Source organism: Mesorhizobium abyssinicae, from assembly GCF_049887195.1.
In the GTDB taxonomy this organism is placed as follows: domain Bacteria; phylum Pseudomonadota; class Alphaproteobacteria; order Rhizobiales; family Rhizobiaceae; genus Mesorhizobium; species Mesorhizobium abyssinicae.
The window spans coordinates 96516-107884 of sequence record NZ_JARAKC010000010.1; the positions used below are offsets into that span (position 1 = coordinate 96516).

At 65.1% G+C, this 11369-nt stretch carries 12 protein-coding genes; 6 read left to right on the forward strand and 6 right to left on the reverse strand.

All coding sequences use genetic code 11. The features are described 5' to 3' along the window. Positions 1 to 69 precede the first annotated feature (69 nt). On the reverse strand, positions 70 to 1002 hold the full coding sequence (locus tag PU724_RS21725; RefSeq protein WP_354423730.1) for an alpha/beta fold hydrolase: 933 nt from the start codon (positions 1000 to 1002) through the stop codon (positions 70 to 72). A 189-nt stretch (positions 1003 to 1191) separates the two neighbouring features. On the opposite strand from PU724_RS21725, the gene PU724_RS21730 reads away from it, so the two are divergent. After that, a complete protein-coding gene (locus PU724_RS21730) occupies positions 1192 to 2202 on the forward strand; it encodes a ribonuclease T2 family protein (protein WP_354423728.1) in 1011 nt (336 codons plus the stop codon). Positions 2203 to 2237: 35 nt separating this feature from the next. Here PU724_RS21730 and PU724_RS21735 read toward each other — a convergent pair whose 3' ends face one another. After that, positions 2238 to 3518: a GGDEF domain-containing protein gene (locus PU724_RS21735; protein WP_354423726.1), complete on the reverse strand. Its 1281-nt coding sequence runs from the start codon at positions 3516 to 3518 to the stop codon at positions 2238 to 2240. 265 nt (positions 3519 to 3783) lie between these two features. Here PU724_RS21735 and ettA point away from each other — a divergent pair, with 265 nt between their 5' ends. The 4 genes from ettA (at position 3784) to PU724_RS21755 (ending at position 7922) form a co-directional block, all read left to right on the forward strand. Next, complete coding sequence (gene ettA, locus PU724_RS21740) at positions 3784 to 5433, forward strand: energy-dependent translational throttle protein EttA (protein WP_127283276.1); 1650 nt, start codon at positions 3784 to 3786, stop codon at positions 5431 to 5433. A gap of 35 nt (positions 5434 to 5468) precedes the next feature. Then, positions 5469 to 6239 carry a trans-aconitate 2-methyltransferase gene (gene tam / locus PU724_RS21745; RefSeq protein WP_127283277.1) on the forward strand — a complete coding sequence of 257 codons (771 nt, stop codon included), beginning with the start codon at positions 5469 to 5471 and terminating at the stop codon, positions 6237 to 6239. A gap of 113 nt (positions 6240 to 6352) precedes the next feature. Next, positions 6353 to 6688: a hypothetical protein gene (locus tag PU724_RS21750; protein ID WP_127283278.1), complete on the forward strand. Its 336-nt coding sequence runs from the start codon at positions 6353 to 6355 to the stop codon at positions 6686 to 6688. A gap of 112 nt (positions 6689 to 6800) precedes the next feature. Further along, positions 6801 to 7922, forward strand: a complete 1122-nt coding sequence (locus PU724_RS21755; protein ID WP_354423724.1) for a beta-ketoacyl-ACP synthase III — start codon at positions 6801 to 6803, stop codon at positions 7920 to 7922. Between the two features lie 45 nt (positions 7923 to 7967). On the opposite strand, the gene PU724_RS21760 is transcribed toward PU724_RS21755, so the two are convergent. Next, positions 7968 to 8534: a methyltransferase family protein gene (locus tag PU724_RS21760; protein WP_354423722.1), complete on the reverse strand. Its 567-nt coding sequence runs from the start codon at positions 8532 to 8534 to the stop codon at positions 7968 to 7970. A 173-nt stretch (positions 8535 to 8707) separates the two neighbouring features. On the opposite strand from PU724_RS21760, the gene PU724_RS21765 reads away from it, so the two are divergent. After that, on the forward strand, positions 8708 to 9343 hold the full coding sequence (locus PU724_RS21765) for an MOSC domain-containing protein (protein WP_426213642.1): 636 nt from the start codon (positions 8708 to 8710) through the stop codon (positions 9341 to 9343). Between the two features lie 62 nt (positions 9344 to 9405). On the opposite strand, the gene PU724_RS21770 is transcribed toward PU724_RS21765, so the two are convergent. From PU724_RS21770 to tsaA, 3 genes are all read right to left on the reverse strand, one after another. Further along, the gene (locus PU724_RS21770; RefSeq protein WP_354423718.1) at positions 9406 to 10368 is read right to left on the reverse strand and encodes a D-amino acid aminotransferase; all 963 of its coding nucleotides are present in this window, start codon (positions 10366 to 10368) and stop codon (positions 9406 to 9408) included. 131 nt (positions 10369 to 10499) lie between these two features. Then, positions 10500 to 10817, reverse strand: a complete 318-nt coding sequence (locus PU724_RS21775; RefSeq protein WP_354423716.1) for a DUF2293 domain-containing protein — start codon at positions 10815 to 10817, stop codon at positions 10500 to 10502. Continuing rightward, a complete protein-coding gene (gene tsaA, locus PU724_RS21780) occupies positions 10814 to 11338 on the reverse strand; it encodes a tRNA (N6-threonylcarbamoyladenosine(37)-N6)-methyltransferase TrmO (protein WP_354423714.1) in 525 nt (174 codons plus the stop codon). The genes PU724_RS21775 and tsaA overlap by 4 nt, the downstream gene beginning before the upstream one ends. Positions 11339 to 11369 lie beyond the last annotated feature (31 nt).

The window sequence follows — 11369 nt, forward strand, 5'->3', positions numbered from 1 at the left end:
TGGGTCGAAAGCGCAGCCTCTATCAATCCCCGCCGCTGCTGTCACGGCCCTTGCGATGGGCCAACCGCCTCACGCTTTGAGAACTTTGTCCGCCCATGCGGCAAAATCGGCCATGACGATGTCCCGGTTCACCTCGTTCAGGCTTTCGTGGCGGGTCTCCGGGTAAACCTTTGAAACCAGATTCGAAAAGCCCATCCCCCGCATGCGCCCGGCGAGGTGGTTGACCGCCTTGCCGTAATCCGAGGCGGGATCTTTCTCGCCGCCGAGCAGATTGATGGGAAGGGTGCGGCGCACGCCGGAAAAATTGCCGTCGCTGCCGCCGTAGATCGCCATCTTGACGACGTCCCGCCACATCGACACCGAGGCATCCCAGCCGCAGAGCGGATCGGCGACGTATTTCGCGACCTCGTCCTCGTCGCGCGACAGCCAGTCGAACAGCGTCTTGTGGTTGGGCACGGCCTTGCCCCAGGCCTGGAAGGTCAGCCTCGGCAGCAGCCTTGACGGCACGTCGGAACCCAGCCGCATCCTTTCCCAGCCGAGGATGGCGAGCGCCAGCTGGCCTAGCAGGCCTTGGGAGAAATTGCCGTTCCAGATCGCGGCGGCATGGACGCGCGCCGAATGACGCAGAAGGAAGTTCAGCGCCACCGACGCGCCCATCGAATGGCCGACGAGGATGACCGGCAGGCCCGGCTGCTCGCCGGCGATCAGGTCATGAATGGCGGCGACATCGGCGATGACCTTGGCGCCGCCATCCGCATCGGCGAACTTGCCGAGCGGTGCGTCGGGCGCTCTGGTCGCGCCATGGCCACGGTGGTCATGCACGTAGACATGAAAGCCGCGCTCGGCGAGGAAATCGGCGAAGCGGGCATAGCGCGCCGCGTGCTCGGCCAGTCCGTGGTTGATCTGGACGACGGCGCGCGGCTGGGCGGTCGCCTGCTTCACATAGAGGTTGAGGTCGGCGCCGGTCGGCGACTTGACCATGCGCTGCTGGCCGAATGGCATTTCGCTTCGTCCCCCCGACGCCCTTCTCGTGCTCACGAGAGTGTTGTTTGCGCTGGCGCCGGTTTTAGGTCAATGCGGCCCGGCTGATTTGGCGCTGTGGGCTTCTTCTCCTGCGGCGCGAGCCATCGCAATTCTGACATGGAGACAGCGGCAGTGTGTGCCGCGACATTTTGAGCCGAGGTGCGGGGAATGCGGACAGGTTTTGCTTTTTTGTTGGCTGCAGCCGTCACGGCGCTCGCCGGAGCAGCGCGGGCCGATGTGAAGATGAGCGGCAGCTTCGTGGCCGATGCCGCCTGTCCGGCGACGCAGGCGATCAAGAGCGGCAAGAACCCCGGGAACATATCGACCGCGGCCGGGCAAAGCTACCAGCTGCTGGCGGGCAACAAGGACGAGCCGACGCATTACCTCATCCTCTTGCCGGGCGCCGATCCGGACCGCCGCTGGGTGAAGATCGGCTGCGGCCATGTCACCGGCGGCAGTGCTGCGGCGACGCCGGCGCCCGCCGAGCAGAACAAGCCGGCGCAGCCTGGCTCCGGCAAGCCGGAATATGTCTTCGCGCTGAGCTGGCAACCTGCCTTCTGCGAGACCAAGTCCAGCAAGCCCGAATGCCAGGCGCAGTCGAAGGCCGGTTTCGACGCCAGGCATTTCACCTTGCATGGGCTGTGGCCGCAGCCGAACGGCAACTTCTATTGCCAGGTGTCGGCAAGCGACAAGGCGAACGACAATCCCGCTCATTGGCAGGACCTGCCGAAGGTCGACCTCGATGCGAGTACCCGTGCCGAGCTCGATCAGGTGATGCCGGGCACCGCCTCCAAGCTGGAGCGCCATGAATGGATCAAGCACGGCACCTGCTACGGCAAGAGCCAGCAAGAGTATTTCTCGGATGCGTTGAACCTGATGCGGGCGGTGAACGCGTCGCCGGTGCGCGATCTCTTCACCAAGCATATCGGCAAGCAGCTGACGTCGGATCAGATCCGCAATGCTTTCGACAGCGCCTTCGGCGCCGGCGCCGGCAACCGGGTCCGCGTCTCCTGCCTGGTCGACCCCTCGAGCGGCAGGCGCATGATCGGCGAGCTGACGCTCGGGCTGTCGGGCACTATCGGCCCCGACAGCACGCTGGGCAGCCTGATGCTGGCTGCCGCGCCGACCTCCAAGGCGGGCTGCCCGAAGGGCACAGTCGACCCGACCGGTTTCCAGTAAGCCTGGCGGGGACGCTTCGCTCCGCCACCGGCGCCTTACGCCGATCTCGTCCAGATGCCGGGATTTTCGGCCTCGTCGTCGCCCAGTTCGCCGATGACGCGGTCGCGCCCCGCCGATTTGGCCTTGTAGAGACGTTCGTCGGCCAGCGCGAAGATATCGGCCAGCGAGTTGCTGGCATCGCCAAGGGTGCAAACGCCGACGCTGACGGTCAGCTCGAACCTGCTGGTGCTGGCGGATGCCTTGACCGCGTGCCTGATGCTTTCGCCGAGCAGCCTTGCGACGGCATGCGGCTGCTCGGTCAGGATGGCGAATTCCTCGCCGCCTATCCGGAATACCTTTTGCTCGGCGCCGGCGACCTCGGTCAGCACGGTGGCGATCGACTTCAGCACCTTGTCGCCCTCGGCATGGCCGAAGCGATCGTTGATCGATTTGAAATGGTCGACGTCGACGATCAGCAAGCTGAGCGGCTTTAAGGTGCTCCGGCTGCGGGCGACCGCGGTCTGGCCGTCGGTCTCGAAGCTGCCGCGATGCAGCAGGCCGGTCAGGCCGTCGCGTCCCACATGCTTGACCAGCGCTTCGTAACGCTCGCGATAGGTCAGCGTGTCGAAAATGTCCGAGAGGCCGCGCGGCAGCGCAATGTCGTGGTCCTCGACCCATCTGAGATAGGCGACGAGCATGCCGCTATAGGCCAGCGCCGCCGCCATCTTGGCGAACCAGCCGCCGAAGAAGACCTCGATCGGCGCGCCGGCGACGAAATGGAGTGCGGTAAAGAAGCCGGCCTGATCGAAGGTCAGGACGCAGGCGACAGACACCAGGATGCGGGCGAAGGGTCGAGCGCGAAGATAGCGGCCGAGCTTTTCGTAGAGCAGGATGATCAGAATGGCGTCGATGAAAAGCAGCGACGTGCCCCACACCATCAGCCAGCCCATCTGGTCGATGAAACCGATGTCGGGAAGCTTGCCGTCGGGAAGCGGCGAGATCGAATGCAAGCGCAGGATCAACACCAGACCGATCATCAGGCTATTGCCGAGCAGCAGGCCATAGATCGGCTGGCGCACCGTCGCCGCGTCTTCCTTGATGTAAAGCAGGAGCAGCATCACCAGCTTGCCCGAGAACAGCACCGCCGAGCCCGGCGAGACCATGCCGAAGGGCAGGGCGACATAGAAGACGCTGGCAAGATAGGTTTCCAGGAAATGCATGACGCCGAGCGCGCAGACGAAGACGCCGAGCCCGATGCGCGCCCTGAAGCGGAACAGCGTGACCATGACGCCGAAATAGAGAACCGCTTCGGCAAGGAGCAGGAAACCGTTCAACACGCCGTCGATCCGTCCTTTTCGCTGAAATCGCCAGCAACCGGCGATTGTCATCCACCTCCGTTTTGCCGGGAAATGATTAATCGGTGCTTGCGCATCGACGCTTGGCGCGCCGAAAAAGGGCGAGGGCAACCGAATGCTTGCAGGCAGACGAGCGTTTCCTGATCGGGCCGCGGCGCCGAAAGCGATTGCCGATCGGCACGGCATCGCCTACATAGCGCGCAATCCCATTCATTCCGACATCCAGCAACTCTCAGGGAAAGCGCGCGTGGCTCGCCAGTTCATCTATCACATGTCCGGCCTGTCGAAGGCCTATGGCACCAAGAAGGTGCTCGATAACGTTCATCTGTCCTTCTACCCGGACGCCAAGATCGGCATTCTCGGGCCCAACGGCTCGGGCAAGTCGACCATCCTGCGCATCATGGCCGGGCTCGACAAGGAGTTCCAGGGCGAAGCGTGGCTGGCCGAAGGCGCGACCGTCGGCTACCTCGCGCAGGAGCCGCACCTCGACAACAGCAAGACCGTGCGTGAAAACGTCATGGACGGCGTCGCCAGGAAGACCGCCATCATCGAGCGCTACAACGAGCTGATGATGAACTATTCCGACGAGACGGCGGACGAGTCCGCCAAGCTCCAGGACGAGATGGACAGGCTGAACCTGTGGGACCTCGAGCAGCAGGTCGAGATGGCGATGGACGCGCTGCAGTGCCCGCCGGCCGATTCCGAGGTGACCAACCTGTCGGGCGGCGAGCGCCGCCGCGTGGCGCTGTGCCGGCTGCTGCTGGAGCAGCCCGACCTGCTGCTGCTCGACGAGCCGACCAACCACCTCGACGCCGAGACCACGCAATGGCTGGAAAAGCATCTGCGCGACTATCCGGGCTCGGTGCTGATCATCACCCACGACCGCTACTTCCTCGACAACGTCACCGGCTGGATCCTGGAGCTCGATCGCGGCCGCGGCATTCCCTACGAGGGCAACTACACCAAATATCTCGACGCCAAGGCCAAGCGCCTGATCCAGGAAGGCCGCGAAGACGACGCGCGTCAGAAGTCGATCTGGCGCGAACGCGAGTGGATCCAGTCCTCGCCGAAGGCGCGCCAGACCAAGTCGAAGGCGCGTATCAAGGCCTATGAGGAACTGGTCGAGCAGTCGCAGAACCGCAAGCCGACCGACACCCAGATCGTCATTCCGTCGAGCGAGCGGCTCGGCAATGTCGTCATCGAGGTCGAAGGCCTGAACAAGGGCTTTGGCGACGAGCTTTTGATCGAGGACCTGTCGTTCAGGCTGCCGCCGGGCGGCATCGTCGGCGTCATCGGCCCGAACGGCGCCGGCAAGACAACGCTGTTCAAGACCTTCACCGGCCAGGAAAAACCGGATGCGGGTACGGTCCGCATCGGCGAGACGGTCAAGCTCGGCTATGTCGACCAGAGCCGCGATGCGCTCGATGGGAACAAGACGGTGTGGGAAGAAATCTCCGGCGGCGCCGAGGTGATCAAGCTCGGCAAGCACGAGGTCAACAGCCGCGCCTACTGCTCGTCCTTCAACTTCCGCGGCGGCGACCAGCAGCAGAAGGTCGGCAACCTTTCGGGCGGCCAGCGCAACCGCGTGCATCTGGCCAAGATGCTGAAGGGCGGCGGCAACGTGCTTCTGCTCGACGAACCGACCAACGACCTCGACACCGAAACGCTGGCCGCGCTGGAAGACGCGCTGGAAGCCTATGCCGGCTGCGCCGTCATCATCAGCCACGACCGCATGTTCCTCGACCGCATGGCGACGCACATGCTCGCCTTCGAGGGCGATGCGCATGTCGAATGGTTCGAGGGCAACTTCGAGGAATATGAGAAGGACAAGCTGCGTCGCCTCGGCGCCGAAGCGGCAACCCCGCACCGCATGACGCACAAGCGGCTGACGCGGTGATATTGGCCGAGGGCGGCGAACGAAGAGGTTCCGAAATGGCCGACTGGTCCGCCGCCCAATATCTGAAATTCGAGGACGAGCGCACGCGGCCCGCGCGCGATCTCGTCGCGCAGGTGCCGGTGGACTTCCCGCGCCGCGTCGTCGACATCGGCTGCGGGCCGGGCAACTCGACCGAGCTTCTGGTCCAGCGCTGGCCGGATGCCGAGGTGAGCGGCTTCGACACTTCGCCCGACATGATCGAGAAGGCGAGGGCGCGGCTGCCGAACGTGACCTTCGGGCTCGCCGACGCTTCCGCCTGGCAGCCGGAGAAGCCGGTCGACGTCATCTTCGCCAATGCGGTGTTCCAATGGCTGCCGGAACATCCCGCGGTGTTCCAGCGGCTGATGGGGTTCTTGAGTCCGCACGGCACGCTGGCCGTGCAGATGCCCGACAATCTCGGCGAGCCGTCGCACCGGTTAATGCGCGAGACGGCGGCCGAGATGCCGTTCGCCGAAAAGCTGAAAGGTGCCGCGCGCGAGCCGCTGCCGCCGGTGTCGTTCTACTACGATCTGTTGTCGCCCCACTCCGACCGGCTCGACATCTGGCACACCGTCTACAACCACCCGCTCGCCGATGCCGAGGCGATCGTCGAATGGGTGAAGTCGACGGGGCTGAAGCCGTTTCTCGATCCGCTCGACGCCGACGAGCGCAAGCTGTTCCTCGACCGCTACACGGCAAGGATCGCGAAGGCCTATCCGAAGACGGCGAACGGCAAGGTGCTGCTGCGCTTTCCCCGCATCTTCATCGCCGCGCGCCGTCCCGGTTAAGAAGCGTTAGCCAGCGCGCCGCGCTCATCACGAGTGCTTGACCGGATTTCGCCGCCATGCGCAGTCTTTCGGCCTGGATCGTGACCGGTGGTCCAGGTGGCGGGGGGTAGACTATGGCACTGGGGAAGATTGTCCTGGGCGGTTGCGTGGGCGTAGCCGCGCTGCTTGCCTTCTCGATGTCGGCAGAGGCCAAGCGGGCGCGCTGCTACACCACGGATGACGGCTATTTCTCCTGCAATTACAGGGCGATCGCCAGCGACGGCAGCTTCCGCATCTCGGCGCCCGGCTATCCGACCTATGTGCTTGAAATCGACGGCCCGGGCTTTGCCTATGGCTATATCAATTTCGGCCGCCGCAACGTGTCGCTGCCGGGCCAGTTCGTGCGCAGCCGCGACGACGGCGCCTGCTGGAACAATCCGCAGACCAACACCAAGCTCTGCGCCTGGTAATTCAAAGCATTCGATTTAAGCTGGCATAAACCGGCCAAATGCGACAAGTGTTGCGCCGGGAGCCCTGGCGCTCACATCAAGCCGCAACGCCCGCGCAGGGGACGGATTGGAAATGCATCGCGTCATCATCAGCGGCATCGGCGCTGAAATCCCTAGACCTGTCATCACCAATGAAGAGCTGGTGGCCAGCTTCAACGCCTGGGTCGACACGGAGAATGCGCGCCGCGAGGTCGCCGGCGAGGCGCTGCTGCAGAAGTCGGACAGCGACTTCATCGTCCATGCCTCGGGCGTCCGGACCCGTCATGTGGTCGAGCGCGAAGGCATTCTCGACCCGGCGCGCATGGCGCCGCGCATTCCGGCGCGGCCGGACGATGCGCTGTCGCTGCAGGCCGAGTTCGGCATCGCCTCGGCGAGGAAGGCGCTGGATCATGCCGGCCTGCAACCATCCGACATCGACCTTGTCATCTGCTCGGCCTCGCACCAGCAGCGGCCCTATCCGGCGATCGCCATCGAGATGCAGCAGGCGCTGGGCACGAAGGGCGCCGGCTTCGACATGGGGCTCGGCTGCTCTTCCGCCGCGGCCGCGCTGCACATAGCGGCCAACCTCGTGCGGGCGGGCGCGCACAAGCGGGTGCTGGTCTCGACGCCGGAGATCATCACCGGCCATCTCAACTTCCGCGACCGGCAGACGCATTTCATCTTCGGCGATGCCTCGGTCGCCATGGTCGTCGAGGGACTGGAGCAGGGCGAGAAGCGGCCGGGACGCTTCGAGGTGCTGGACACCCGCACCTGGACGCAGATGTCGAACAACATTCGCACCAATCTCGGCTACCACACCCGCACCGCCCAGGACGATCCCTACAGGATCGATCTCGAGGGCAATCTGATCAAGCAGGTCGGCAACAAGGTGTTCAAGGAAGTCACCGTCGCCGGCCACAAATTCATCGTCGAGTTCCTGGCCGAGCACGGGCTGACGCCGCAGGGCATCCGGCGGTTCTGGCTGCACCAGGCCAATGCGCGCATGAACGCGATGATCCTCAAGCTCGCCTTCGGCCATGAGGTCGACCACGACCGTGCGCCGATGGTGCTGGAGCGGCTCGGCAACACCGCCGGCGCCGGCGCCATCGTCGCGCTGTCGGAGAACCATGCCGACATGAAGGCCGGCGATTTCGGCCTGATCTGCGCTTTCGGCGCCGGCTATTCGATCGGCGGCGCCTTGCTCAAGATGCTCTGAGGTGAGGCCGACCTGAAAACGGCGGCTTCAAACACACTTTGGCGCCTAGTTTGGTGCAAACGGCACCAGCATCGGCACGCGCCTGGCATAGTCGTCATAGGCCGTACCGAGTTCGCCGCGCAGGAAGCTCTCCTCAAGCCTGGCCTTCACGACGATGCCCACGATGAGGAAGGCGGCGCCGGCCACGCCCCAGACCGTGCCCTTCGCCGCCATGGTGGCGAGTATCGCCACAAGCAGGCCGGTGTAGATCGGATGCCGGACCAGCCCATAGGGGCCGGAATCGACGACGCGGTGATCGGCCTTGGCGGTGACGGTGCCCGACCACAGCCGGCCGAGATGCAGCCTCGCCCACCAGGAGAAGGCGAGGCCGACCGCGACCAGGCCGACGCAGATCCAGGCTTCGGCGAGGGTCGGCATCCAGAGCCGAAGCCTGCCGACATAACCATGCGCCGGCACGAACAGCAGGATCGCGCCGATCGTCCACAGGGCGCGGTAGCGCGCTTCCTCCCGAAAGCCGGCGCGTTTTGCCGCCGGGTCGGCCCAGAAGGCGGCCGCCAGCCATGACACGACCCAGAACAGCCAGAGCGCCGCGATTGCGGGTGCGGGATGCATGGTAGCCTCCTCCGTGACATCACTATCGGAGCCTCATGGCGCGGCGGCAATGCGGCGCAAGGCGAAAATCGGGTAAGAAGACCGTGATCGGCGACAATGGGCATCAAGGCGCCTGATTGGATCATCAGTGCTTTCGACTGGACCCTGTCCGGCGATATCGGCTAAGCCAAGGCATGCAAGAGACGGCAAGCACAATGGATCTGTTCCCCGCGGCGGAGAGCCCTGCCGAGATCGTCCCCGCACGCAAGCTCGCGGCGAAGGTTTCGGCACTTTACGTCGCGCCGTTCGATCATTTCGAGACGCGGGCGGTTGAGGAGCTGCGGCTCGGCTTCGACGGCATTGACGGCGACTTTCATGCCGGCGCCACGCGCCGCTCCGGCGGCCGCGAGCCCTGGTATCCGCGCGGCACCGAGATGCGCAACGAGCGGCAGTTGTCGATCGTGGCGGCGGACGAATTGGCCATCGTCTCGGAGCGGATGGGCCTGGCCGAGATCAAGGCGGAATGGATCGGCGCCAATCTGATGATCGAAGGGCTGCCGCATCTCTCCATGCTGCCGTCCGGCACGCTGCTATTCTTCAAGGGCGGCGTCACGATCAAGGTCGACGCCCAGAACGGGCCATGCCGCATCGCCGGACGCTCGGTCGCCGAGAATGCCGGCATGGCCGACCACGAGGCCGGCGCGCTGTTATTCCCGAAAGCGGCGAAGCGGATGCGTGGTATCGTCGCCTGGGTCGAGAAGCCGGGCACGATCCGGACCGGCGAGGAGATCTCGGTGCGGGTGCCGGAGCAGTGGATCTATCGAGCCTAGCATCCACTGAGACTCAGGTGAGGCCAGCCTGACCTCAATCGCAGCGCACCTTGGGCGGCGAGCTAGCGATATCGCACCGGGCTCGACCAGGCCGGGTCCTGGTGCTTCTTCCAGTAGAGCCCCATCAGCCGGCTGGTGATCGGGCCGACCTTGCCGTCGGCGACCGGGGCGTCGTCGATCACCGTCACCGGGATGACGCCGCCAGCGGTCGAGGTGATGAAAACCTCGTCGGCTGCTTTCAGGGCGGCGACGCCGACATCGACCGCTGCAGCGGAAAGGCCGGCCTCGGCGCAGAGGTCGAAGACGGTGCGGCGGGTGATGCCGGGCAGCACGCCGACCGCCGGCGTCGACAATTTGCCGTCCTTGACCAGGAACACGTTGAAGCCCGGGCCTTCGGCGACATTGCCGTTGAAATCGAGGATCAGGGCGGTCTCGGCGCCGCGGTCATAGGCGTCGTAGAGGCCACGCACCAGGTCGAGCCAATGGTAGTTCTTGATCGCCGGGTCGATCGAGGCCGGCGGGATGCGCACCTTGTCGCTGATCGCGACATGCAGGCCGCGGCGCAACTGTTCGGCATTGGCGACCGAGCCGAACGGCACGGCGAAGGCCATGAAGCGGTTCACCGCCTGGCGCGGGTCGCGGCTGAAGGTCGGCGAGGCGCCGCGCGTGCACAGCATCTCGACATAGGCGGCGCGATGACCCGACAGCGCGACGCAATTGTGCAGGATCTCGGTGACACCGTCGCGGTCGAACGGGATCGTCATGCGCAGCTTCTCCAGTCCGCCGAAGAAGCGGTCGAGATGCAGGTCCAGCCGGAAGAAGCTGCCGTCCCAGACATGGACGGTGTCGTAAGTGGCATCCGAATGCAGGAAGCCCCAGTCGAGCACCGAGATCTTGGCCTGCGACATCGGCAGATACTGGCCGTCGAGGAAGGCAACGCCCTGGGGATAGGCATGCGGATCGACGTGGCGATCGGACAGCAAGGGCAGGGCTCCGGTGGGTGTCCTTGCAGCGTTCTGGCTCATCGCATTCGTCCCCGCTCGATAGTCGAGGGCAGGCTAGCGCGCCGCCCCGAATGAAATAGGGCCAGCCAACCGGTGCTGTTTGGCCTCGTCAGAGGCTCAAGTGGCGCCGACAGTGCGCCCGTGGCGCTGCTTCATTCGTCGTCCTCGTCTTCCGACTCGAGCAGGCGCGTGGCGCGCCAGCGGGTCAGCACGATGTTGGTCTGCTCGATGACGAAGAAGCGCGCGGAGTCGCGGTCATAGCCCTCGGCCAAGAGCTTCTCGTAGTCGGTGTGGACGTGGCGGATATGGGCGATCGTCGCCAGCCAGACGGAGATCGACGCCGGCAGATTGTGCAGACGCGCCGAGCCGGCGTCGGCGCGGATCTTCTCGACGTCGGCGTAGGGTGCCAGCGGCAACAGGGTGGTCAGCGCCTTGGCGATGGCGCGGCGGCGGTTTGTCGGCGCTTTCATCGCTCGTCGCGTCCGGCAATGACCGCCTCGGCAAACGCATCGGTCGAGGCGAAATAGGGTTTGACGTCGATGACCGGCGTGCCGTCGAGCACGTCGATGGCATCGAGGTCGAGACGTCCGGCTTCGATGTCGAGAGCGACGAGCTTCGCCACATGCAGCCCGATCGGATTCGGCCGGGCAGGGGAGCGCAGCGAAAAAACGCCTTTCGGCTCAGCCGCATGGCGAGGTTTCTGCACAATCAGATTCCGTGGCGCCTGATCGAACCAGGACAGGATGATGACATGGCTGGCGCGATCCAGCCCGGCAAGGCCCTCGCGATAGGCCGGGTCGATCGTCAGCACTGCGGGCTGTCCCGCCTCCCGCGCGGCCAGCATGTTCTTCGGGCAGGTCTCGCGGCTCGTCCATGGCGAGGCGATGCGGCCGATGAAGACGACATGGCCGTCCGACGACATGGCGGCTGGATCGGCTTCCAGTTGCCTTTCGCCCTCGCGTGTCTCGAACATGGCTCTGGCCTCGCTCATCCGAAAACCGGTTTCCGCCCGTGGATCATGC